The following is a 23,161-nucleotide window of genomic DNA, read 5'->3' as shown; positions in this document are numbered from 1 at the left end:
GGCCGTAACTTAGCGCAGCGAAAATATGGTCATGAGTCATCCTGACCTTCAGGGGGTTGGCTGCCTCCTTAACAGACTTTCGGCGATTCAAGCGAAAGTAATTCCAGTTCTGCTCTCCCAAAACGACGACCGCATTCCGAATTAAGCAGTAGGCAGTTTCTACGCGACGGTTCTCGGGGCCATTTACCGATCAGAAAACACCGCCAAGTAGCGCCGGAATTCAGACATTCAGTGAGAGTACGTGAGACACCTCTGGGCACATAAAGGCTCAAAACCGGGGTTCGGAGTGGTTCCTCATCAAGCTAGAGACTCTGAGACTCTCTGACGTCCTGCCGGCTCGACGCCTAGTTGAGGTTCATGCCGAACTGACGGGTGAGGAGGACCCGCTTAAAGTGGGCTTCGGCTGCATCCACCTGCGCGGCAGGAGCGCTCGGCGAGAAGACCTGCAGGATACTAAACTGGAAATACTGACGGTGCCGGGCGTCGGCGGCGGCCAGCTCCCGGAGCGCGACGTTGCCGCCATGGCCGTTCCTGGCGTACTCGCTCCAGCGGCCAAAGAAGCGTTCAGCACCATCGGCTTTGCCAACATACAACTCACCAGTCAGGGTGTCGGCGATGACGTAGATTCCCTGGACGGATCTGAGGGCCGTTTGCCACTGCTTGTAGCGGTCGTCCGAAATGACGGCCTGGAGCTCATCGTAGCCGATCAGGATCGCGTCGAAGCCGGGGAATGCCACGTCGACCGGGTCGGAGATTTCCACCACGGCCATGCCGGTCGCCAGGTCTCCTGTCTTGGCCCAGTTCACCGGGTCATTGGTCCACTCAATGACCAGCCGGTCCACCAGGGCCGCGAACACCGGCGAGGGCCTCAAGTCGAAGTAGCGGCGAATGTCGGAGCGCTCGGCACCGACCTCGCCATGGTTCTCGTACGCGGTAAGGAACCGGGCCCGTCGGCCGGTGGTGGCGAGGAAGTTCAGCCAAATCCTGGGAGGGGTCAGCGGAAGCTTGCTGTTGCGGATGCCCTGTTCCCGCACGTAAGGCAGGAGGCCTGGTCCCATTGCGTCCGCCCGCGTCCTCAACCCGTCCGGTTTGAGCGTGTGCCGGATGACCTGCACATCCTCCGGAGCGAGCCCGGCCGCGTGGAAGAGATTGCCGAGGCTCAGGTCGCCCGAGATGCTGTTATCCATGCCCTACCTTCGCTGAATTGGCCCGACGGAACACCCGGCCTTCTTTTCAGCACTGTACTGGCAGTTCAGCACTCGGAAGGGCAATCCAGCAAACCGCCCGGTTCGAAGCCGGCACGTGACGAACGACCGACTACGATGCGTGGGCGAGTGCCGTCACTTGTTTCAACGCGCGGCCCCTGAAGTATCGGTCCTCCGGGATCTAGACAACCGCAGCCGGGTGATCCAGGCCGGGCCCCGGTCCGTGTTGTAGCTGGTCTTCAGCTGGACGTAGATGATCCGCTCGGGCATAACGTCATCGTAGCGCCCTGGCCAGAGAGCGTGGGCCCGCGTCAGCGGCGGACCATACTCACGGTCCTTGGGTCAGGTCCTTCACTTTGTCCGTCGCCGCGTTCTTCCTGAACCGCTCAAGCCCCTGGTCCAGGCTGGTCCTTGTCTTATAGGTCTCGGAGTTTACAGCGATGTCACCGTTCGACGCCTTCAATCGAAACCTGTAACCGCCCGCTTCGTCGGCGAAAATTTCGTACTTCCCTGCCATGCGCTTGTTCCCTTTTCCCGCAGCAACGGAGCCGCATCTCGCAGCCCGAGTGAGCAAACCGCCGGACCCGTGCCCGACGAAACCCATCCTAAGCTGTGAGTTACCGCCGGGATATTCGCCGGCATCCCAGCCGCCGGCTCGTACCCCCCTCGGAGCGTGCCGGACAGCGACCAGACGGGCAATGTGCACAGTTCTACGCCGTTTGGAACTCACCGGAGAGCGTCGCAGTCAGCCAGCCCAGCTGCTGGCCGATGCCGAGGTCCTTCATGGGCACTTCGGACGGCCATCGGCTTCTAACGACGATTGCTTCATCGGAATCTGAAGTCCACAGGGACCGCGGAACACTGCAAGAGCCGTCCGACTCCATTTACTACGGGTTCAACTCCGGACTCCGGGATGCAACCAGTACTTCCCGGCGACGCCTATCTACAACGGCTGACAGGAGCAAATGCGGGCCCCGATCCGGGCGCTGGATTCTTCCAGCCCCAGACAGTCCTCGGCGACACCGACGACCAGGTCGAAGGCGCCATCCGTGGTGAAGTCGTGCCGGTAGCCGTTCAGCCACATTAACCGAACCATCAGGGTCCAGGAGGTGCGCTTGTTCCCGTCCACGAGCGGGTGGTTCCGGGCGGCGGATTCGAGCAGCACCGCGGCTTTCAGTTCGAGGGATTCGAAGGCGTCCTGACCCATGACCGTTAAGTGTGAGATCGGGCATGCTCCTGCTGGGAGCGAGGCCGCCGACAATGTCTGGGGAGGCCTCAGCCGGCCGATCTTTCACGCCCAGTAGCGTTTTCCGCGAACGCGCACAGAGCCGTCTTTTAACGTTGCAACGGACTCGACCTCTTTCACTAGACGTCTGGGCTGAGGCAGATCGATCTTCGCGAGCGGGTCATCGTTCGGATGGTGGTATATCCACTCAGTCGCGGCGTCGGCGACGGCCAAATTGATGTGGTGTGCCCACAGCGGCTCGACCACGCGGTCGAACGGCTTGCCGGACTGCATGAAAGCAATTGCCGTCCATCGGTCCAGCGGAACAAAGATGGCACGGGCATTGGCGACGCCAATGGATCGAGGTCGTTCCGACTCCGGGTCCCACAGACCAACGGCAGCGTCACTTGTGAGCAGCGAAGGATCTGAGAATCGGAGAATTCGCGGTATGCGCTGGAAGAGTTCCGGCATGAATATCTCTAGAGCAATCCACATACTTTGCTGGATCAGGTGCGTGTCTGATGGCACCAGCGAGTAGTTGCCCTGAAGAACCTCGTCATAGAAGCGGCGAACGCTCGCGTCGTCGGCAGCCGAGCCCATGCCTTTCAGGTGTTTTCTCACGCTGACAGGTGTGAGCCGTGAGGCGATCGAGTCCTTAGCCGTGACGTTGACCAGATGGATGTAGTCGCGGCGGAACCCCGGAACCCGAGAAATCTGCATCGCGACCAACCGGACGAGACGGTAGTGAGCTTCGAGAGTGAACGCGAAACTGCGATTGCGGATGGCCAGGACATCGGAAGCGGCGGCCGCTTCGATCTTCGCCAAGCTTGCTTCCATTGTTTCCGGGTTATGGTCATCACGGGCTTCAGGTCGCACGTCCTCGGTCGGTATGGCATAGAAACCGTTCTGCGCCGCTGCCTTACGGACGGCTGACAGCTGACTAAACCTCGCGTCCGTCCGTGAGACCATCTTCAGCAAGTTCCGCTCATCCGAGAATCCGCGAAGAAGAAACTGGGGAACGTAATGGTGCCGTGGCATGGATCCAGACTACTGCCGCGCACACCACCCCTGACGCAAGCAGTTGCCGCCCCTACCGGATCACATTCAGCAGCCAGTCCCGCAGCTTCCAGGTCGACAGGCAGTCGTAGGGGTTATAGTTCTTGATCGCGACCAAGATGTCCTTCGCGACCCGGTCCTGGCTTCTGGCGACCGCGTCCCGTAGACGCCGTACTGGACCATGGAGTCCACGACGTTGGTGACGCCGATCCGGCCGGCCGGCATGTAGAGCGGCTCGAGCTTCTTGATGCTGAAGGACCGGTCCGAAATCCGGACGGACCCTTCACTGTCTCGTACAAGTCGAACATTACCCCGGTCTCGATGAGCCCCTCCACCTCGTCCACTATGACCCCGTGCCGGCGGGCGAGCTTGCGCAGGGCGCCCAACGGCAGCCGGAGGTGGGCGGGCGGAATTGTCAGTGGTGGCGTCAAGGGTAATTGTCATCAAATCGACTTGACTTGCCCCACGGCCAAGACAGAGCAGGTGAACCTCATGCAAACGGAGTGCAAAACGTCCCTCTCCGGACGGCCGCGGTACCCTGGCGCCAAGCCACCCAGACTAATTGAGATGTCGAGCTAGTGCCTCACAACGAACATGTGATCTCTGACATCAACTACACAGGCGCCCCCGTTTGGAGAGCACCGCTGCAGCCGGTTAGCCGTTTCTCTTTGGATTGCGCGTCTTTGCGATTGACCCGTCGGCAGGGCGTTCGGCGCGTTTTCTGAGGGCGTAGAGGTCATTTGAGTACCACTGTTTCCTGTGCTCGAGCGAGGTGCACAGCCCGGGCAGCTCCTGGAATAGATCCCAAAACCATGGCTCTAATGTGGGGAGGGATCTGAGCCACTGGTCATCAAATCTGGCTGCCCGTAGTAGTTCAGTGTCCATGATGTCGAGTATCGCTTCTCCGAGTAACTCCGTCTGAACCTTGGGAGGCCGAGTGGACTTCAGACCCGCGTATCCTTTCGGGTTCACCAGGCATAAGCGAGCAATCTCTTGAATGCCAACTGCGGTTGCCTGGAAGCTTTCCGCCCTCAAAGTCCACTTGATTTCCCTGATCTGCCGCACCACCAGAAATGCGGTAGGTATGGCAATCACTGCTACTACGGTTTGGGAGAGCCACGCCAAGCGTTCGAGGAGGGGGTGCGCCGGATCTCCAGACGTAAGGACGGGAAATAAGCAAAGCAGGAGAACAGCGCCGAGTCCGACGCATGAGAAGACCATTTGTCTCCGGGTCATATCCACAAACCAAACCTCAACCTGATGTGTCCTATGTGTCCTATGTGTCAGCAACACTAACTGCTCGCGAATCTTAAATGAATACAGTGAGCTCCCAAACGTCCGGCGCGGAATCTGTCAAGGCGTTTGAGACACAGCTAAGTGGTTAGGCGTGTGTGGGGACCTCGCTTTGTTGGGGCTGGTTGATCCACGCCGCCGTGGGGCCCGCCGGCGGCGCCGGCGGTTGACCGAACCGGTGCGGGGTCGCCGCGTAGGCGTCCTGGAGCACCGCGGCCCGGCGGCCCTGGATGGCCGCGTAGGTGCCGTCGAAGACCGTCGCGGGGGTATGCAGCCCGATCCCGGAATGGCGGTGTTCGAAATTATAGTAAAGGAAGAATTCGTTGGCCCAGGCGACCGCGTCCTGGCGGGAGCCAAACCGCCCCGGGTAGGAGTGGTGATACTTCGTGGTCTTGAACGCCGCCTCGGAATACGGGTTGTCGTTGGAAACGCGGGGCCGTGAATGGCTGCGGTCGATGCCCAGATCGATCATCAGCTCGGCGACCGGTTTGGACGTCATGGACGTCCCCCTGTCGGCGTGGATCACGCCCGGGGTGCCGTGGATCATGACCGCGTCGGCGATGAAGTCCTTGGAGCCCAGCCCGGACTCGCGGGTGGTGATGTGCCAGTGCACGACGTAGCGGGAGAACAGGTCAATGATGACCATCAGGTCGTAGTAGACGCCCCGGATGGGGCTGGGGAGTTTGGTGATGTCCCAGGACCAGACGTCGTTGGGTTTCACCGCGACGAGTTCGGGTTTCTTCTTCGCCGGGTGGGTGGCCTGGCGTCGGCGTTCACGCACCTGGCCGTGGCCGCGCAGGATGCGGTACATGCTTGATTCCGAGCACAGGTAGGTGCCCTGGTCCAGCAGGATCGCACCGACCTGGGCCGGCGCCTTGTCGGCGAACTCCTCGCTGTTCAACCGGTCCAACACCTGCGCGACCTCTTCATCCGTGAGCTTGTTTACCGGTGCCGGGCGCCGGGGTGTGGGCCCGTGGACCTTCGGGGTCTGGGACCGGTAGTGCGTGGCGGGAGACCGTCCCGTGAGGGCGCAGATTCTCCGCACGGGCAGCAGCCCGGTCAGGGCTGTGAAGGCCTCGTCCACGGCGGCGCTCACGGCTTCTCGTTGTCCGCCCTCGTGGAGATGTCCTCCAAGAGAGCGTGTAATTTTCCCAGCACCGATAATGCCTCCTCGGTCCGTCCGAGTTTCGCTTCGGCCCGTTCGGCGCGGTCCTTCATGGCCTCAAGCTGGGCTTCGGGGCTGTTCTTCTTCGCCGGTCTGGCGGCGGTGGCGAGGCCGGTGAGGGCGCCGGCGTCGCGTGCCCGGCGCCAGGTGGTGATTTGGGAGGAGAACAGGCCTTCGCGGCGGAGGAATGCGCCCTTGGCTCCGGGGCCGTCGAGGGACTCGTAGGTTTCCAGGATCGAGAGTTTCTCCCCTGGGGTGAAGGAGCGGCGGAGGGGCCTTTCTGCCCTGGGTTTTTCGGGATCGGACATGGCTCCACCATCGGTGTTGGTGGTGGGGGAAGCAAGTGCGGTGCTCACAGGGAATCGGTTTCCAAATCTCGCCCTTAAGGAGTCAGTGGGAAAAGTGGCGGTGTCTCACCCAATGCTGACAGACAGGGATTTGGCGAGCTAGAAGCTGACTCCTACTCCACCACCTCGGAACTTCGCTGGATGCTCAACGAAGGGTGCGACCCACCAAGAATCGACCTGGTGGAGATTGACCCGAACTGCTGGGACTTCGTAACTAGCCATACCCGCGGGCAACACTTGAGCCGGGCACAGCGAAAGAACATCCATTGTCGGTGTGCTGTCTTCAGGGGAAATAGCTCTAATTACTTCATTTGCTCTTTGATCAGCTATGGCTTCCTTTTCCTGACGTGGCGTTTTCCAGTTACCGGCATCCTTGAAAAATTCCACTCCAAACTCAGTCAAATTTGTGTGAGTGAACTTGGCCGTTGACACTGGTATTCCTACGTACAAAGTGGAGCCACAGACGACAACAACGCGTTGAAGTATTGCGCCGTTCTCTGCCGCTTGTACAACCGCTGACAAATGTGGGTCGATCATTCCAGAAGTATTCATAGTTGGGATCATAGCAACAGATCCGCTGCGACGATCGCGACCGCAGAGTCGTTCTCCGATCGCTGAGTTGGAGCCAACCTGGCGGCAGGTGAAAACATTGTGAAAGTCTATGAAACTTGTGAATCTCGACCTGCATTTGCGGGTCCCTGAATCGGCACGAAACTGAGAGAGCCTGGACCACCAATGGCAGCTTTTTGCCCCTAGCCTAGGTCTACGCCAGTTTCCTCAATCTTTCTGTGAACTTATTAGAATCCGTGGGCTTCTTCCACTTCCAAGATCTCTTGACGCTTGAGGAGGCGGAGGTTCGGTCCCACCTGCCGCTTGACTCTTTTTCGCTCCGGAGCAACAGCCACCAAAGAGGAATCCGTGGCGTATTGCTAGCCATTGGGCCCGCCCGTACCAGTCATCGCCACGATGACGAGAAGGATCGCGCAGGAAGACCGGCGGCGGACCAGGTGGGCCAGGTGGGCCAGGTGACGAATCGAGACCACTAAACCGGAGGGCCCGTGAGGACCCTCCGTTGAGGCGATGCTTTTGGCCAAGCTGGCCGCATGATTAGAGCCCGGTCGTGCTGACTCCGTACTCGGCCTGCTCTGGCGTGTACCCTTCGTAGATCAACTGGTCGTAAAGGCCGGACCGCGAAAAGGCCATACTGTCGAGGTAATCCGCGGCCTTCAATTCGGCCTGCTCATTCCAGTCGACTGACACCCGTTCGACAGCCCAAGCTGCGTCCTCAGCGGAATACTGCTCGTAGATCAGCTGGTCAACCAGGCCGGTCTTCGAAAAAGGCATGCTGTCCAAGTAGTCGGCAGCCTTGCGCAGCGCGTTGGACTGGCTGGGAGTCCCGTTCTTGGCAATTTCTTCGGCTTCGGCTGCAGCCGCTTCCTCTGCTTCTTTCTTCTCAGCTTCCACAGCGGCGGCCTCTTCTGCTGCCTTTGCATCAGCCTCCGCTTTAGCTTCGGCTTCCGCAGCCGCTGCTTCCTCGGCGGCCTGGGCTTCAGCTTTGGCGGCCTCTTCGGCTTCAGCGCTAGCTTCTGCCTCGGCGGACGCACTAGCCTCGGCTGCTGAGACGGTTTCTTCGGCCGCCGGCGTTGTCTCTTCGACTGCCTGGGTGGTCTCAGCCGTACTTGCTGCGACCGTTTCATCACCGCCACCGCTGACGGCGCCGATGAAGATGAACAGTGCAAGGACACCCGCCGGGATGATCACGCGCTTCTTCTTGAACCAGGGGCGAAACGGCTTCGCCCCTGGGCTTTCGCCGGGCATTGGATGGTACTGGGTCACAGGTGACTCCCCCTATTTAGAAAACGGAATGGCAGACCGAGGAATTGCCCAAATGAGCCGCCCTGTATTCCAGATAGGAACGAGGAATTCCGGTGAATGGTCAGAAATCCAAACGCTAGCATTTCCGCCCCCCAATAAGGGCCACGTTTTCATCACAAGTTCGGAGAGCGATGAGCCTTCGTCCTCACATGATGATGTTCATGCCTCATACAGGCGAGGTGGTCATACGACCTGTGTGCAGCGGCGGGGAAGCCAACTACTGGCGGAACATCTCCGGCGCCAAGGGCATTTCCTTCATTCCGTAGGCGATGGCGCCAACTTTGCACGCCGTATAGTCACACGTTCGGGCGACCGCTACAGCTAGCATTCCCAGCGCTCGGGCGGGTTGGGAGCGCCTCTGTCGCCCGGGATCGCGGTCATGCAGGTACACGCCTTATAAGAAGTGCCGCATCATGTGTGCGGCGTCGAGGGTATCCATCCTCAGGGGGTGCCCGCCCTCATTCGTTCCTTGGCGTGGTTGCCGCACAGAGGAGGATATGAGCACCCCCACAATTGCACGCTAGTCTGCCGGTATTCCCACCGGAGGGCAGTTCGCTGCCACCGCACACTCTGAATTAACCATCACCCTGTCGCTACTGTCGGTCAGTGACTTCGACGGTCAGCATCCCACCGAGCGCTACCAGACGGCCGCAGCGCAGACTATCCCGAAGTCCATGCTGATGTCGCACGAGCCCAGCGACGGTACCCGCCATAACCTGACCCGGGAGGTGGACCGCGCGCACCTGTCCGACCCCAGCGATATGGCCAACGGCCATGCATTTCGGCGGCGACCTGGATTATCTGTACCCGCATGCGTCCGCTGGGTTCTTCCGCCGTGCGGTCGAAGCCCGAGCAGCCGATGGCAGCCACGGCGCCGTCATCGAGGAAGCACTCCAGGCGAACAGCGCGGCCCACCCCGGCTGGCGGGACCGTCGTGCCCGGCTACGGCCAAGGCACGCTGACGACCGGGAGCAAGTACAACGGATGGTGCCCGATCACTGAGATCGCCAAGGACACCCGCTCGGACTTCAAGGCAGCCCAGAAGGTCGGCTACCTCCCAGCCACGGCGAGCTTCAGCGTCCGGTCGGATAAGTTCGCCGGCGGCCAGGCCCTCCGGGTCGGGATCAAGGGTGTGCCCCGCGCTGACCGGATGACGCCGGAAGGTGAGGACCGGTACGGCGACTACGAAGAGCGTGAGGAAGCCAAGGAGCTCAAGCGCCGGGACGAGGAAATCGCCACCGCTTGGAACCGCTCAGACATCGACTCCCAGTCCGATTACATCAACTCGAACTACTACACGTCAGTCCAGTACGAGGACTAAGGCAGCAACAAGGAAGCGCTGCGGGTTTCGGCCTGCAGCGCTTCTTGGTATCTGGGCTTAGTCGAACGGAATCCTGCTAGCGGCGTAGCTCTCCAAGTGCACGTACGACATGCTGGAGCATCTTGTGCAACTGAGTTTCGCCCTTGTTGAGACCACTGGGCGGCTCATGGCCGCCGGTCGGCATCGGTGTAATGGGGGCGATCAAATCTGGAGTGAGGACATAAGTGTCGGCATACTCCGGCTCGTTCGGGTCTTCGCCCCTGTACCGGAAGGTCAATACGGCGCGCCCTGGAATTCCATTGACCGGGGCAGAGAGTAGCCCTGTTGCGTTTGTGGACTCAACCGTGGTCCGCCAGACGACTCGATAGTTGATGCCCGGCGGCAGGACCTGGGGATCCATGAAAATCTGCCGAAGAGAGTCCGTGATCAGGTCGTCTTTCTCCGGCCAGCCTTGGAGCTCGACTGTCAGGTCTCGTGCAGCGCTCCGGCCGGAGTTGTGAACTTTGAGATCCCAGGCTCCGGGACCCCAGATCCCGTTGACGAGAACGGCGTAAACGTAGGGCCGTGTCTGACGCGCACTGTCCTCCTTCGATTGACAAAGTGTGGCATGAGCGGTCCTCCAGGCGAAGAAGGCACCGACGACTAGACCAAAGGTGGCGACCGCGGTGATCCACCCGGCGATCATTGTCCAGAAAAGAAGGTCGTCAGTACTCATCAGATCATCCTAGATGCCTACTGTGGAGGTTCTTGACCTGCTCAGTAGAACGGCAGGTCGGGTAGCTCGGACCGGCCGGCCACCCCTGCGATGTGACGGGTGACAGCGGACGCTCCGCTCGAGGTCTGGGCACCATGCCCGAGGATGAACGCGATCGCGTCCTGCTCTGTGGCCGGTGCGCCCCGCTCGATCAGGAGTCCGCTGCGGAACTGCTGGGCATCGGGGAACAACAGGGTCGAGTAGAGAACGTCGGCGTCACGAAGGACTGCCTGGATTCGATCTGGTTCGCCGGGCACGTAGGGGAAGCAGGTTCCCTCGATGGCTGCGATGATCGGCGCGGTGTCAAGGAAACCCAAGTGGAACCGCACGGCGTCGACGGCTTGGGCAATGTTGACGGTGTCGTCCGGATCTTCGGCGTAGTCGTAGTCGTGGAAGAGTGCAGCAAGCAGGGCGGTGTCCGTCTCGGCGGTGGTCAGCCGTTCGGCGGCAGCGAGCTCCATTGCAGCCAGGGTGACGACGTACAGGTGCGCTGTCCCGTGATAGGGCGGGTCGCGTGAGGGGTTGTTGCCGACCGCGGCCATGATGCGGGCAGCTCGGGAGGGCGCCTGTGGCGGATGCACCAACTCGGGGTCGGACCGGATCGGACCTACGTCCGTAACATCGGCCCCTCGCCGCGAACCCATTTGCACCGCACCCCCGAAGACCGCTTTGATCATTCCATGACAAGCGAATGGGTTCACGACCTGAAGGGCAAGGAAGTTGTGTTCACCGGGAATTTCGACGGTTACGTCAAAGCTGACCTCGCGAAGATCGCACGTGACCTTGGTGCCAGAAACGTGTCGGGCTGGGTCAACCAGTCAAGCACCGATCTACTCGTCCGTGGTTTCAGCAAGGCCTGGAAATACGGGGACTACGGTGACCGGGAAAAGCAGGTGGCAGACATGCAGTCGCATGGTCACCGCATCCAGCTCATCGATGAAAAGGGCTTCCATGGTCTCCGGTCCGGCTTCCCCGCACCAGCGCTGAAGCCTCATTGGCCCAACACGCTGGTGCGTGCAGCCGCAGAAGGCGGAGTGGTAGGTGCCCCGTATCGGCATGGTGCTTTTGCCGGCCCGCTGCAGGGGGACGGTGAGCACTGCCAGGACCCGGGCATCATGGAACGGGGGCTCAAGGCGCATTCGGCGACGCAGGACAAGCTAGCGGAGCTTATCGGGCTGCATGGGCTCACGCCGCTGTCCCCATTCGACAAGACGTGCAACTTCGATCTGGCATGGGAACGCGAGGACGGCTCCGTGGGCGTCGTCGAGGTCAAAAGCATCACCAAAGAGAACGAGCCCAACCAAATCAGGCATGGACTCGGACAGGTACTGGACTACGGCCACCGGCTGACGGGCCGCGGCTTCCAGCCGCAGCTGTTCCTAGTCCTTGAAGCGAAACCCCAAGATGCAGTTCACTGGAAGCCATTGTGCGCCGAACACGGGGTCATCCTGACGTGGGGTCCGTTTTTCCCTGGGGTTTTCTGACTACCGGCTGTTTTTTGAGTACACGCTTCTTCGTACGTGCCCCATCATGCGCGCTATTGGCGTGAACGCTGCACATTCCCGGCAGCCCGGAATTGAGAGCCACAAGCATGTCGAGGCTTTCCGCCTCCCGTACCTCGCCGACAATCAACCGATCCGGTCGCATTCTGAGCGCCTCCTTCACCAGCCTGCGCAAGGGGATCTCCCCCTGCCCTTCAAGGTTGGGTGGCCGGCACTGCATCCCGACCACATCCCTCAACGGAAGCTGGAGCTCGAAGATCTCTTCGACAGTCACCACCCGTTCCCGCGAACCGATACTCGACCCAAGACAGTTCAGCAGCGTCGTCTTGCCCGCCTGAGTGGCCCCGGACACCAGAATGTTCAACCCGCTCACCACCGACGCATCAAGGAAGCGGGCGGCCTGCGGTGACAGTGTTCCCAGCTCAACGAGGTGTTCCAGGCGTGTTGCCTTGGCGATGAATTTCCTGATGTTCACCGACCAGTGGCGCCGGGTGACATCGGGAATCACCACGTGGAGCCGGGATCCGTCGGGAAGCGCCGCGTCGACGAAGGGTGAGGAAAGGTCCAGCCGCCGGCCGGAGGATTTCAGCATCCGCTCCACCAGGTCATGAATCTGTTGCTCGGAGAGAATTAGGGATGTCAGCTCGGATTCGCCTGCCCGTGCCACATAGATTTCCCCTGGAGAGTTGATCCAGACCTCCTCGATGGTCGGATCGTCGAGGAGCGGCTGCAGGGGACCGAAGCCCGCCACGGCGTCGAACACGTGTTTTCGGACCAGATCGAGTTGCCCCAGGTGCGGCAGGGTGCCCTGGACCGAGCGCTCGTCATAGTCGTTGACTGCGGCGTCCACCAACCGAAGGACCTCACCGCTCTGCCGGGCGGGATCGAGCCCGTGGCGACGGATGAGCTCACGTACTTCGTCTTCGATCATGCGTGCGGCGTCCATGGGACTCCCTGACATCAGGGCGCCCGGCCGTGTGGCCGGGGCTACCCGAGACCTTGGGTGTAACCGGTGAATGGAGTACACCATAGGGGATACCGCGTTCCGCGCCCACCCCCATTCTTGTCGACTGTGGACAACCGTTCACTCTTTGGTAACACCTGTATCTGTAGTCACATTTGTCACAGTGGGTTACTCTCGAAGGGACGATGCCCTCCCTCTCGCCTCGGGCTCGCATTACCCGGAGAAATTCCTGTGACCCACTCTCGTGCCTCCACCGTCCTTGCCGCCGTGTTGCTGACAGCAGCCCTCGCCGCCGGATCCATGCCAGCCATCGCCGCCCCACAGCCTGCCCCCGCGCCGGTGGTGTCGGCTCCCGCCGAGTCCATCCCCATCGAGACTGGGCCGGTTGAGATTGTCCCGGTCGAGATTGCCCCGGTCGAAGAGGCGCTCGTTCAGACAGCGCCGGTCGAGCCTGTTCCGCTTGCGACAACACCTCCCGCGCCGACGGTGCAGGTCCCGGTGGAGCCCTCTCCAGCCGCGGAGACTGCAGAGACTTCTGGAGAAAGAGTTGAGCCCGCAAAGACAGCCCCGGAGGAACTGACTGCCGCCGAGCTGGCCGCGAATCCCGAAGCCCTTGCCGAACTGATCGGCCCTCACGGCGCGACCCTCGGGCAGGGCGTGGAACGCATCGCCGAGTCCGGCGACCCCCAGATCCCCACCGCCCGGGAACTCAACGACCAGTCATCACTCAGTGACGCTCCAGCAGCTGCCACCCCGTCGGTCAACACTTGGCGCCCGCAGGGTATCGTCGGCGTCGACGTCAGCTCCCACCAGGGCAACGTCAACTGGTCAGCGGTCTGGAACCAGGGCTCCCGGTTCGCCTACACCAAGGCCACCGAAGCGACCAGCTACCGGAACCCCAATTTCAACCAGCAGTACACCGGGTCCGCCAACATCGGCATGGTGCGCGGCGCGTATCACTTCGCCATCCCGAGCATCTCCTCAGGCGCCACCCAGGCCAACTACTTCATCAACAACGGCGGCGGCTGGGCTGCGGACGGCAAGACCCTTCCGCCACTGCTCGACGTCGAGTACAACCCGTATCCCTCGCTCGGCAACTCCTGCTACAACATGAGCGCCTCCCAGATGGTCAACTGGATCAGGGATTTCTCCAACACCATGCTAAGCCGCACGGGTCGCGTTCCCATGATCTACACCACCACCGACTGGTGGAACAAATGCACGGGTAACTCCACCGCCTTCACCAACCACCCGCTGCACATTGCGGCCTATAACAACGTCGGCGCGGGAACCCTGCCCTCCGGCTGGAACAAGTACAGCCTCTGGCAGTACACCAGCGAAGGCCCCGTTGTAGGCGACTGGAACGTCTGGAACGGCACTGCTGCGGCGCTGGCCTCCTTCACCCGCAACTCGGCTCCAGTAGCACCGCCGGCTCCAGTAGCACCGCCGGCACCGCCGCGTCCCGCGTCTGGCCCGTCGATCAATTCGACGTCGGACATGGTGACGATCGATGCCGCCGGCACGCTCTGGAACTACCCCGGGACTGGCCGCAGCTCCTACGGCGCCCGCAAGCAGATTGGACACGCCTGGGGTGGAGCCCGCTCCATTCACACCATTGACTGGAACGACGACGGCGTACTGGACATCCTCGCCCAGTGGAACGACGGCCGGTTGAGCGTTTACCGCGGCAAGGCGACAGGTGGCTTTAGCCCCGCGCAGATCCTCGCATCCTCGGGCTGGGCGAACATGCGCGTGACCGCGGGTGACTGGTCACGCGGAGCGAAACCTGCGATTGTCGCGATTCGGCTCGATGGCACCCTGCATGTCTGGGCTCAGGCCGGCAATGGCAGCCTTCTCGCGCCACGCCAGATCGGTCACGGCTTCACCGGGATGCAGATCGTCATGACCGACTTCGACGGTGACGGCAGCGAAGATCTGCTGGCCCGCAACAGCGCGGCACAACTGGTGCTTTACAAGGGCAATGGGGTGGGCAATTTCGCTGCAGTGTCCCGTCCCGTCGTCGGCACCCGGTGGGGCGACATGGTGACCCTGAGCTCTACCGTCGGATTCAATGGAACCGGTACCAAAGGCATTGTGGCGAAACGGCGCGACGGCAACCTGTTCTACTACCCCATCCTGACGAATGCCCGGTGGGGAGCGTCCAGCCAGATCGGGCACGGCTGGTCGGGCTTCACCTCGGCCGGCGTCCAGATGCGCTAGGCGACGCAGCAAGGCCCTGAACGCTTTGCCGGATGCTACCGGTGGATCGGTCAGGGCCCTGTGACACGGACGGTGTTGCGAGCGGTATGATTGACGGCGTCCTTACGGCGCAGCGATCAGCTTCTTCACCGCATCGACCCAGATGGCCGAGACGTTCTCCGCGCTCAGCGGCTCGGCCGCGGCGTGGGACGCCTGCTTCTTCACGGCGACCTCCTCGGGGGTTAGTGCGACCAGCAAACGCGCCGACGACTCGACGTCGAACCCGTCGGCAACCCAGCCCACACCGTGCTGCCGCACCACCTGCTCCATCTCAGGCGATGGGCCAATGATGACGCCCAGCCGTGCCTGAACGAACTCGAACAACTTGTTCGGCAGCGCATGACGCAGGTTGAACGTGCTCGGCGGGCACAGGAAGATCCCGATGTCGTAGCCCGAAAGCATCGGAACAATCTGATCAAACTTGACGGGCGGCAGCACACGTACGGCGCCGTCGGGAATTGACTCTGCCTGGGCAATCAGTTCGTCGATGTACTTCTGCTCGCCGGGGACCAGCAAGACGTCAAGGGTCGCGGTACCAGGCCGTAACTCGTTGGCTCGGGCCACCGCGTCCAGCATCACCTCGATCTTCCGCCCTCGGCCTGCCACACCGGTATGGATGACGCGAAGCGGCGCTCCCACGGGTGTGGGGGAAAGATGCGGCTGGTAGCGGGTGGCGTTGGGCACCACGGTGGGTTCGGTGATGCCGTACACCTCGGCGTACTTCTCGGCGATCCCCTTCGCGACCGTCGAGACGGAATTGGCTTTGGTGACGTACTTGCGGCACGCCCAGTCCATGAAAGGCCCGACCAGCAACCTCCACTGCAGTTTGTCCTCACCCTGGCGGGGAGCATACTCGTGGAGGTCGGCATGGATTCCCTGACGGGGACGCAACGCCACCGCCGTCGGAACTGCTATCGCATCGTTGGCGACAATCACGTCAACACTCCCCGCAGGAATGTTGTGAAGCACGTGCTTCACCCGGTCGGAATCAAAGTACAGCCGTTCGTAGAACCGGGCACCGAGGAGCACAGCAACCTTTTTGAAGTCCTGCCGCCACGGCTTGAACTCCTCCGGAATCTCCACGTGCTCCACCACACCCTCGGGCGCCACCCCATACCCGCAGGAAATCACATCGGCGAACTCGCTGAAGTACAGGATTTGCCGCAGCACCCGGGGATCCCGGTTGATGGGCGAAAAGGAAAGCACAAGAACGCGCGGACGAAGCCCGGAAAGATGTCCCTCGGTCATAGTTTTGCTCCAGGGTTGATGGGAAATGAGGTCTAGGGTCCGGTGGCTACGTCAGCCCGGCCAGGGCGGCCTGCTCCGCGAAGTCAGGCATCTGGGCGATGACCTCGGAGAAGGTTCCCTGCGCCGCGAGTTTTCCGTCGGCGAAGAAGAAAACCACATCGCTGTCCCGGATGGTCGACAGCCGGTGGGCAACGGTGATGGTGGTGACGCTTCCGGTGAGATTGCGGACGGCCTGGGTCACGGCGGCCTCGGTGGCGGTGTCGAGTGCACTGGTGGCCTCGTCCATCACCAGCACCGCGGGATCGGCGTAGAGGCCCCGGGCAATACCGAGTCGCTGCCGCTGTCCACCGGACAGGGCCATCCCCCGTTCGCCTACGGTGCCCAGGATTCCATCGGGGCGTTTCTCGACGGTCTCAAGCATCTGGGCCCGCTTCAACGCGCGACGGACCCGCTCTTCGTCAACCTGATCGGGGTCCCAGGTCAGGGCGACGTTCTGCGCGATGGACGCATCGAAGAGCGACACTTCCTGAGGCACATAACCCACGCGGGACCGCCAGGAATGCAGGACAGCGCCCATAGGCACTCCACCTACCAGCACCTGTCCCGAGCTGGGCAGGAGGAGGCCAAGCAGCAGATCAATTAGGGTTGACTTGCCCGCGCCCGATGACCCGACGACTGCGACCCGCGACCCGGAGGGGATGGTCATGGTGACGCCGTTCAACGCCGGTGTCTCGGCGCCGGGATAGGTGAACGAGACATCGTTGAGGACTACATCCGGGACGCCCAGGGGCAGCTCTGACTGATCAGGCTCTTCCTGGTCCTTGGCGCTGGCCTCGGCATCCCTGATGTCCGCCAGGACCTGCTCGGCGAACGGTGAGCTGGAATGCACCATCGACATAATGGCCTGGAAACGGGTAAGTGAGGGGATGATCCTGAAGCCGGCGACCCCGAAGAGGGCAACGGCGGCCAGCGCATTGGTCACCGGGTCGACGCCGGACGGGCTGGTCAGCATACCCACTGCGCCCACCAGCATGAAGCCCCCGATCAGCCCTGCCTCAAGAATGAACCGTGGTACCTGACCCAGGAAAATTGCCAGCGCCCGGGCCTTCGATGAGTGGATCCGGTTCCCGTGCACGGCCCGTTCAACATCGCCGGTAGCGCCCCTCAACGTCAACTCCTTCAGGGCACCCACGGCCTCGGTCAGGAGTCGCACCGTCTTGAAGGAAAACTGCCGGTTCCGGCGACCGTTAGCGACGGCCCGGCCCGAGATCCCCCGAGCGAGAAGCAGTGCGATCAGGCCCAGATAGATGATTGCGGTAACGGCGGTAATCCAGTTACTGACCAGCAGCACACTGATCACGGCGATCACTGACACGATTTCCCCGGCGAGGCCCATCGAAGGCATCAACACGCCCGACACCGTAATGGCGACGCCCGAATCAACCGATCGGACCAGTTCCGCAGAGTTGCGCTTCAGCCGGTCCACCCACGGGGCCCGCAGGTAGGCGGCGAGCAGCCGGTCACCGATAGCCACTTCGTGGGAGGCGAAACGCGACGTCGAATACTTCAGCAACGCGATGTTCAGGCCACTCTTGACGATCACCAGGGTGCAGAACACAGCCAGGACGGCGATGTAGTGGCTCACCTCATCGATCTGTCCGAACGGCCCCAGGTTGACCGGAGTGCCGGTGATGATGCTCGACATCACGACAGCCAAGAGTCCGAGCGCCACCACATCGATGAGTGAGAGCAGTGAGGAGAGGATTGCGTAGCGCAGGAGGAACCGGCGCGCGCTGGGAGGCAGGACCGCCAAAAGCTGGCGGTTAATGCTGATTAGTGATTTCATAACTCCCGCAAGATTAGCTTAGTTGGGTCCGCGGAGGGTCGTCCGATGGGGCTCCGGGCAGGGCCTGCACACCGGTTTCCGACTCCCAGACCCGCGGCGTTTCGTCCAACGCAACCCGGCGGGCCAGCCTGGTCAGGGAGTCCTCCATGTGACGGTTGCGCTGTGCAGAGGAGGCCATGAAGACCATGAAGCAGACGATAAACCCGTAGAGGACAAGGTCAGTCCCCCGGCCGATGCCGAAGAGGTTTGCCAGGCCGGTCAGGAGACCCGGCAGGAAAATGGACAGGACGGCGACCAGCGCGAAGCCCAGCAGCAGGATCCGGCGGATTGCGAGATGGCTGGCGTTCGCTCCGCCCCTCATCAGCACCAGTGAGCCGAGGATCACAGCGAGGACTAGGACAATCTGAACGATAAGGAGCATGGGGTTCACCTGAAGAAGAGATCGGCGAGAATATTGACGCCGTTAAGGAGGGACTGGCCTTTGGCCTTCGAATAGTCGGTGTAGATAATTTCGACGGGGTGCTCAGCGAGCCTCGGTTTGATCTCGGCCAGCTGGTGGATCAGCTCCGAGGCGTGGGCCATCCGGTTCTGCTTCAAATGGATCCGCCGGGCAACGTCGGCGTTAATCACGCGCAGCCCGTTGTGGGCGTCAGTCAGTTCAAGGCCCGTGGACATCCTGGACTGGAACGCCACGGTGCGCAGCACGAGGCGCTTAAGCGGTGAGATCTTGGTGCGCCCGTCGAGGAATCGCGATCCCAGGACTACCTCCAGCTCACCGGAATGGACCCGGGCGAGCATTTCCCGGGCGTCCTGCACCCGGTGCTGATTATCGGCGTCGAACGTGATCACTGCGTCCAACGCGGGATCCTGCAACGCATACTCAAGACCGGTCTGGAGGGAGGCACCCTGCCCCAGGTTGAAAGGGTGGCGAACGACGACGGCGCCCGCGGCAGCCGCAGCGTCAGGCGACCCGTCGGTGCTGCCATCGTCGACGCAGACGACGTGGGGAAAATGTGGGAGGAGTCCCTTGATCACACCACCAACTACGGTGGCTTCGTTATACATTGGTATGACGACCCAGGAGCGACTCACAGGGGTAAGTATTCCATACCTTCCTTGACCCGATCCTCAGCTTCGGCGCAGGGGGCACGCCGCCACGCCGGGCCGGGAAGCCATGCCGAACCGTTAGGCTAGCGGTCATGACCCTCCGCATCCTCTGCATCTCTTTTTCGGACATCAACGCTGATTCCCGGGTGTTGCGGCAGGTAAAAACCCTTGCCGAATGCGGATCGGTCACCACGGTGAGCTACGGCTCCGCCCCACCCAGGGCGACCACCCACCTCGAGGTTGACTCGGCACTCCCCTCCCTCCCCCAGACCGTCACGGGCGTGATCGGCCTGGCCTTGCGCCGTTTCAGTACCGCTGGCCAGCAGGCGCCAGCCGTCCAGCGGGCACGGGAGCTTATCGGGGAGCGGCAGTTCGACCTGGTGGTGGCCAATGAGGCCCGCGCACTGCCACTGGCTCATGCAGTGGCCGGACCGGCCCCAGTCCTCGGTGACATGCACGAGTGGGCACCCGAGGAGCGGTCCCACGTCCTGTCCTGGAAACTGCTGGTCAAGCCCTACATGACCTGGGTGTGCCGGACCTACCTGCCGCTTTCCGCTGGGGTCATCACCGTCAACGACTCCATCGCCCGTCTCTACACGGAGCGGTTCGGCTGCCCGGTGGAGGTGGTGCGCAACGCTGGCCCCCTCCGTGCGCTGGAACCGTCGGCCATGCTGCCCGGCCGGATCCGCCTGGTGCACAGCGGTGCCGCGGTGCCCGGACGGAACCTTGAGGGAATGATCGAAGCCGTCAAGATGCTTGATGAACGATTCAGCCTTGACCTTTACCTGGTGAAGGCGCGCGATGGCGGTAAATACTGGGAGTCGCTGCGCGCCGCTGCAGGCACGCTGGACCGGATCACCTTCCACGATGCGGTGGCCCCCGACGAGTTGCCGGCCACCCTGAACGGGTACGACGTGGGAGTGTTCAGCCTCCCCCCGCGAACCACCAACCACGCACTGATGCTCCCGAACAAGTTCTTCGACTTCGTTCAGGCGCGGTTGGCTATCGTGTTCAGCCCGTCCCCCGAGACGTCTAGACTGATTCAGGACCATCAGCTCGGCGCAGTGACGCAGGGCTTCACGGCCGACGACCTCGCGCGGACCCTGTCCGCGCTGACTGAGGACGAAGTCTCCCAGTTTAAGCGGAACGCCCACATCGCGGCGCCGGAGCTGAGCAGCGCAACAGACGAAGCAGTGATGCGGGCCGTGGTGGAACGGCTTATCGCCCCCCGGACATAACTGCGATGACCCAGAAAAAGGTGAAGTACTGATGAGTTGGTGGCAGGCGGCCCCGATCATCCTGATGACGTTGGTCATTCTGATGGTCCCGGGGTTCTTGGTGGCCAGAGCCTGCGGGGCCCGCGGGCTCACCTCTGTGGCCCTCGCGGCACCGATTTCCGTTTCCCTCGCCTCAGTGGGCGCGATCCTGGCACCGTTTCTGTCGATCCCCTGGTCTCCCGCGGTCCTGATCGGGATGACTGTGGTGACCGCGGCCGGTGGGCTGCTGATCCGGTTCCTCTGGCAGCGATCCCAGGGCGAGGCACTGGTGCTCGTTTATCGTCCCACCCGGGCTGGTCTGGTGACCGCTGGCCTCTGCGCCCTAGCGGTTGCCGTTCCTGCGGTGATCATTGGGGTCCGGTTCGCCGACATGTTTGTCGGTCCAGAGAATATCTCCCAGTCCTACGACAACATCTTCCACCTGAACTCGCTGCGCTACATTCTCGATACAGGATCCGGTTCGTCCCTCACGCTGGGCAACCTCACCAATGGCGGAACGGGGTTGAGCTTCTACCCAGCGGCGTGGCATGACCTCATCACCCTGGTTGCCCTCACCACCGGTGCTCCGATCGCTGGGGCAGTGAATGCCGCAAACATCGCTATCGGCGCCGTCGTCTGGCCACTGTCCGCCTTGTTCATGGTCACCCGTATTGCCGGGGAGAAGCCCCTGCCGATCCTGTTGACCGGGGCTCTGGCGGCCGCGTACCCCACCTTCCCCTACCTGATGGTGGACTTCGGCGTTCTGTACCCGTATCTCCTCTCCATTGCTCTTCTTCCCGTCGGGATAGGACTCGCGGGCACCATGCTGGGTGTGGTCCAGGATCCGCTGAATGGCCGTTTGCTGGCGGGGATGGGTTTGTTGGCTGTCCTGCCGGCGATAGCCCTGTCACACCCGAGCACCATGATCGCCCTCTTCCTCTTCGTCGTCCCGCTGGCCGCTCTCGTGTTGTGGCGCACCACCCGGCATCTGGTCCGCCAGGGCGCCCCGTGGTACCGCCACCTCACTCCCCCGGCCATGTTTATCGCCTATCTGGCGTTTACCTACTACTTCTGGACTGCTTTTCGCCCGTCGCTGCAGAACTCGCTGTGGGCACCCTTCCTGAGCACCACGCACGCCGTCGGAGAGGCGCTCGCCGTCGCACCGATGCGTGGTGAGATCAACTGGATCATGCTGGTGCTCACCCTCGTGGGCCTCGCGGCGACCATCAACGCCCGCAGATACTGGTGGGTGCTCGGTATCTACGCAGCCAGCGCCCTGCTCTATGTGAACGTTGCGAGCGCTGAGCAAGGCGAGCTGCGCCACTTCTTTACCGGCCTCTGGTACAACGACAGCAACCGGCTGGCTGCCCTGCTGCCCGTGGCGGCCATCCCTCTTGCGGTCCTGGGCGGAACCGCCATTCTCTCGGCGTTCGTCCGCCGGACCACCAACTGGCGGACCCAACAGGTGGCCACCTGGCTGGTGATCATCGTCGGTTGTACAACTGTCGGGTTCCTTGGTCAGGCGCAGGCCGTCGAGAATGCGCAGGCGAAAGCCCGGGGCGAGTACGTTCTTGACCGTACCTCGGAGCTGATTACCAGCGACGAACTGACCCTCATCGAGCGGCTGGACCAGTCAGTTCCCGAGGGCGCCGTGGTGGTGGGCAACCCCTGGACCGGCGCCTCCTTGGCGTACGCGCTGGGTGACCGAAATGTTCTGCTGACCCACGCATCGAGCCGTGCTACTGGCGACGCCGAGCTGCTGATGAACCAGTTGGATGAGGCGGCAGCGTCACCCGAGGTGTGCCGGGCGGTACAGGAACTGGGCGCCTTCTATGCCCTCGACTTCGGCGACAATGAGCTGCACGACGGATCCCACCCGTACCCGGGGCTGGACAACCTTGCCACTGCACCCGGGGTCGAGTTGATCGACCAGGAGGGACAGGCAAGGCTCTACGAGATCACTGCCTGCCGGTAGGCGCCGGTAGGCGCTGGTAAGCCTGACGACCGTAGTTAGGCGCGCATCCTCGACACCACGTCCGCGACGGGGGCGTCCATGACGATGCGACCGTGTTCGAGCAGCACACCGCGCTCACAGACCTGCGCGACGAGGTCCAGGTCATGACTGACCACCACGAGGGTCTTGCCCGCTGCGGCGAGCTCCATGATCTTGGCAATGCACTTCTTCTGGAAAGGCTCGTCCCCCACCGCGAGGATCTCATCCACCAGGAAGACCTCGGGATTGGTATGTACGGCCACCGAGAAGGCCAACCGCAAATACATGCCCGAGGAGTAGAACTTCACCTCGGTGTCAATGAATTGGCCGATCTCGGAGAACTCGACGATCGATTCGAACAGGTCGTTGATCTGCTGTTCGGTCATGCCGAGGATCGCACCGTTGAGGTACACGTTGTCGCGTCCACTGAGGTCAGGATGGAAGCCGGCACCCACCTCGATGAGGCCGGCCACCCGCCCCCTGGTCCGTACTGTGCCGCTATCCGGCAGCATGACCCCCGAGATGTGCTTCAGCAGGGTCGATTTTCCCGAACCGTTCAGGCCCAGCAGCGCCACCGACTCACCCTGGCGGACGTCGAGCGTGACGTTATCCAGGGCATGGAACTTCTGGGACAGATCGCCCTTGCGTCCCTTGACCAGCCAGACGAAGGCCTCCTTGATGGAGCGCGTGTGGCGGAGCACGAACTGCTTGGAGATTCCACGTACTTCAATAGCGGTTGTCACGG

At 62.1% G+C, this 23,161-nt stretch carries 21 protein-coding genes and 1 pseudogene; 5 read left to right on the top strand and 17 right to left on the bottom strand.

Going from position 1 to position 23,161, the window contains the following annotated elements; genetic code table 11:
* Positions 1–344 precede the first annotated feature (344 nt).
* The 9 genes from IWX62_RS05805 to IWX62_RS05765 form a co-directional block, all read right to left on the bottom strand.
* Complete coding sequence (locus IWX62_RS05805) at positions 345–1,187, bottom strand: GIY-YIG nuclease family protein (RefSeq protein WP_196840416.1); 843 nt, start codon at positions 1,185–1,187, stop codon at positions 345–347.
* Positions 1,188–1,533: 346 nt separating this feature from the next.
* The gene (locus IWX62_RS05800; protein WP_196840415.1) at positions 1,534–1,722 is read right to left on the bottom strand and encodes a YegP family protein; all 189 of its coding nucleotides are present in this window, start codon (positions 1,720–1,722) and stop codon (positions 1,534–1,536) included.
* A 426-nt stretch (positions 1,723–2,148) separates the two neighbouring features.
* A complete protein-coding gene (locus IWX62_RS05795; protein ID WP_196840414.1) occupies positions 2,149–2,412 on the bottom strand; it encodes a type II toxin-antitoxin system death-on-curing family toxin in 264 nt (87 codons plus the stop codon).
* Positions 2,413–2,496: 84 nt separating this feature from the next.
* Entirely contained in the window at positions 2,497–3,468 is a 972-nt protein-coding gene (locus IWX62_RS05790) for a DUF4238 domain-containing protein (RefSeq protein WP_196840413.1), read from the bottom strand.
* A 672-nt stretch (positions 3,469–4,140) separates the two neighbouring features.
* Entirely contained in the window at positions 4,141–4,728 is a 588-nt protein-coding gene (locus IWX62_RS05785) for a hypothetical protein (protein ID WP_196840412.1), read from the bottom strand.
* A 139-nt stretch (positions 4,729–4,867) separates the two neighbouring features.
* Positions 4,868–5,875: an IS3 family transposase gene (locus tag IWX62_RS05780; RefSeq protein WP_196840411.1), complete on the bottom strand. Its 1,008-nt coding sequence runs from the start codon at positions 5,873–5,875 to the stop codon at positions 4,868–4,870.
* Positions 5,872–6,300, bottom strand: a complete 429-nt coding sequence (locus IWX62_RS05775) for a hypothetical protein (protein WP_196840410.1) — start codon at positions 6,298–6,300, stop codon at positions 5,872–5,874. Before IWX62_RS05775 ends, IWX62_RS05780 begins: the two co-directional genes overlap by 4 nt.
* A gap of 90 nt (positions 6,301–6,390) precedes the next feature.
* Complete coding sequence (locus IWX62_RS05770) at positions 6,391–6,843, bottom strand: hypothetical protein (protein WP_196840409.1); 453 nt, start codon at positions 6,841–6,843, stop codon at positions 6,391–6,393.
* Positions 6,844–7,398: 555 nt separating this feature from the next.
* On the bottom strand, positions 7,399–8,127 hold the full coding sequence (locus tag IWX62_RS05765) for an Ltp family lipoprotein (RefSeq protein ID WP_333483234.1): 729 nt from the start codon (positions 8,125–8,127) through the stop codon (positions 7,399–7,401).
* 850 nt (positions 8,128–8,977) lie between these two features.
* Here IWX62_RS05765 and IWX62_RS05760 point away from each other — a divergent pair.
* Complete coding sequence (locus IWX62_RS05760; protein ID WP_196840408.1) at positions 8,978–9,487, top strand: hypothetical protein; 510 nt, start codon at positions 8,978–8,980, stop codon at positions 9,485–9,487.
* 76 nt (positions 9,488–9,563) lie between these two features.
* Here IWX62_RS05760 and IWX62_RS05755 read toward each other — a convergent pair whose 3' ends face one another.
* Both IWX62_RS05755 and IWX62_RS05750 read right to left on the bottom strand, forming a co-directional pair.
* Positions 9,564–10,202, bottom strand: a complete 639-nt coding sequence (locus IWX62_RS05755; RefSeq protein WP_196840407.1) for a hypothetical protein — start codon at positions 10,200–10,202, stop codon at positions 9,564–9,566.
* A 41-nt stretch (positions 10,203–10,243) separates the two neighbouring features.
* Positions 10,244–10,822 (bottom strand): hypothetical protein, encoded by a 579-nt coding sequence (locus IWX62_RS05750; RefSeq protein ID WP_196840406.1) that lies wholly within the window; start codon positions 10,820–10,822, stop codon positions 10,244–10,246.
* 99 nt (positions 10,823–10,921) lie between these two features.
* Here IWX62_RS05750 and IWX62_RS05745 point away from each other — a divergent pair, with 99 nt between their 5' ends.
* Complete coding sequence (locus IWX62_RS05745) at positions 10,922–11,725, top strand: hypothetical protein (protein WP_196840405.1); 804 nt, start codon at positions 10,922–10,924, stop codon at positions 11,723–11,725.
* A gap of 43 nt (positions 11,726–11,768) precedes the next feature.
* On the opposite strand, the pseudogene IWX62_RS05740 reads toward IWX62_RS05745, so the two are convergent.
* Positions 11,769–12,689: pseudogene (locus IWX62_RS05740) on the bottom strand (CpaF family protein); the annotation flags it as partial.
* A gap of 249 nt (positions 12,690–12,938) precedes the next feature.
* Here IWX62_RS05740 and IWX62_RS05735 point away from each other — a divergent pair.
* A complete protein-coding gene (locus tag IWX62_RS05735) occupies positions 12,939–14,927 on the top strand; it encodes a GH25 family lysozyme (RefSeq protein ID WP_333483233.1) in 1,989 nt (662 codons plus the stop codon).
* A gap of 102 nt (positions 14,928–15,029) precedes the next feature.
* Here IWX62_RS05735 and IWX62_RS05730 read toward each other — a convergent pair whose 3' ends face one another.
* The 4 genes from IWX62_RS05730 to IWX62_RS05715 are packed head-to-tail and all read right to left on the bottom strand — an operon-like array spanning position 15,030 to position 19,152.
* On the bottom strand, positions 15,030–16,214 hold the full coding sequence (locus tag IWX62_RS05730; protein ID WP_196840404.1) for a glycosyltransferase family 1 protein: 1,185 nt from the start codon (positions 16,212–16,214) through the stop codon (positions 15,030–15,032).
* A 46-nt stretch (positions 16,215–16,260) separates the two neighbouring features.
* Positions 16,261–18,060 (bottom strand): ABC transporter ATP-binding protein, encoded by a 1,800-nt coding sequence (locus IWX62_RS05725; RefSeq protein WP_196840403.1) that lies wholly within the window; start codon positions 18,058–18,060, stop codon positions 16,261–16,263.
* Positions 18,061–18,073: 13 nt separating this feature from the next.
* Complete coding sequence (locus IWX62_RS05720) at positions 18,074–18,481, bottom strand: DUF2304 domain-containing protein (protein WP_196840402.1); 408 nt, start codon at positions 18,479–18,481, stop codon at positions 18,074–18,076.
* A gap of 5 nt (positions 18,482–18,486) precedes the next feature.
* Positions 18,487–19,152, bottom strand: coding sequence for a glycosyltransferase family 2 protein (locus IWX62_RS05715; RefSeq protein WP_333483232.1), 666 nt, complete (start codon positions 19,150–19,152; stop codon positions 18,487–18,489).
* 107 nt (positions 19,153–19,259) lie between these two features.
* On the opposite strand from IWX62_RS05715, the gene IWX62_RS05710 reads away from it, so the two are divergent.
* Positions 19,260–20,405, top strand: a complete 1,146-nt coding sequence (locus IWX62_RS05710) for a glycosyltransferase (protein ID WP_196840401.1) — start codon at positions 19,260–19,262, stop codon at positions 20,403–20,405.
* 31 nt (positions 20,406–20,436) lie between these two features.
* Positions 20,437–22,398, top strand: a complete 1,962-nt coding sequence (locus IWX62_RS05705; RefSeq protein ID WP_196840400.1) for a DUF6541 family protein — start codon at positions 20,437–20,439, stop codon at positions 22,396–22,398.
* 35 nt (positions 22,399–22,433) lie between these two features.
* On the opposite strand, the gene IWX62_RS05700 is transcribed toward IWX62_RS05705, so the two are convergent.
* A complete protein-coding gene (locus tag IWX62_RS05700) occupies positions 22,434–23,159 on the bottom strand; it encodes an ABC transporter ATP-binding protein (protein WP_196840399.1) in 726 nt (241 codons plus the stop codon).
* Positions 23,160–23,161: the final 2 nt, after the last annotated feature.

Source organism: Arthrobacter sp. CAN_A1, from assembly GCF_015751665.1.
GTDB lineage: Bacteria > Actinomycetota > Actinomycetes > Actinomycetales > Micrococcaceae > Arthrobacter_D.
The sequence above is the reverse complement of the archived record's forward strand: the minus strand, read 5'-3'. Positions and strand labels throughout refer to the sequence as shown.

Excerpts from the sequence above, each read along its gene's own strand:
- IWX62_RS05805 (WP_196840416.1), bottom strand. The coding sequence starts at position 1,187 with ATGGATAACAGCATCTCGGGCGACCTGAGCCTCGGCAATCTCTTCCAC.
- IWX62_RS05800 (WP_196840415.1), bottom strand. The coding sequence starts at position 1,722 with ATGGCAGGGAAGTACGAAATTTTCGCCGACGAAGCGGGCGGTTACAGG.
- IWX62_RS05795 (WP_196840414.1), bottom strand. The coding sequence starts at position 2,412 with ATGGGTCAGGACGCCTTCGAATCCCTCGAACTGAAAGCCGCGGTGCTG.
- IWX62_RS05790 (WP_196840413.1), bottom strand. The coding sequence starts at position 3,468 with ATGCCACGGCACCATTACGTTCCCCAGTTTCTTCTTCGCGGATTCTCG.
- IWX62_RS05770 (WP_196840409.1), bottom strand. The coding sequence starts at position 6,843 with ATGAATACTTCTGGAATGATCGACCCACATTTGTCAGCGGTTGTACAA.
- IWX62_RS05760 (WP_196840408.1), top strand. The coding sequence starts at position 8,978 with ATGCGTCCGCTGGGTTCTTCCGCCGTGCGGTCGAAGCCCGAGCAGCCG.
- IWX62_RS05755 (WP_196840407.1), bottom strand. The coding sequence starts at position 10,202 with ATGAGTACTGACGACCTTCTTTTCTGGACAATGATCGCCGGGTGGATC.
- IWX62_RS05745 (WP_196840405.1), top strand. The coding sequence starts at position 10,922 with ATGACAAGCGAATGGGTTCACGACCTGAAGGGCAAGGAAGTTGTGTTC.
- IWX62_RS05730 (WP_196840404.1), bottom strand. The coding sequence starts at position 16,214 with ATGACCGAGGGACATCTTTCCGGGCTTCGTCCGCGCGTTCTTGTGCTT.
- IWX62_RS05725 (WP_196840403.1), bottom strand. The coding sequence starts at position 18,060 with ATGAAATCACTAATCAGCATTAACCGCCAGCTTTTGGCGGTCCTGCCT.
- IWX62_RS05720 (WP_196840402.1), bottom strand. The coding sequence starts at position 18,481 with ATGCTCCTTATCGTTCAGATTGTCCTAGTCCTCGCTGTGATCCTCGGC.
- IWX62_RS05710 (WP_196840401.1), top strand. The coding sequence starts at position 19,260 with ATGACCCTCCGCATCCTCTGCATCTCTTTTTCGGACATCAACGCTGAT.
- IWX62_RS05705 (WP_196840400.1), top strand. The coding sequence starts at position 20,437 with ATGAGTTGGTGGCAGGCGGCCCCGATCATCCTGATGACGTTGGTCATT.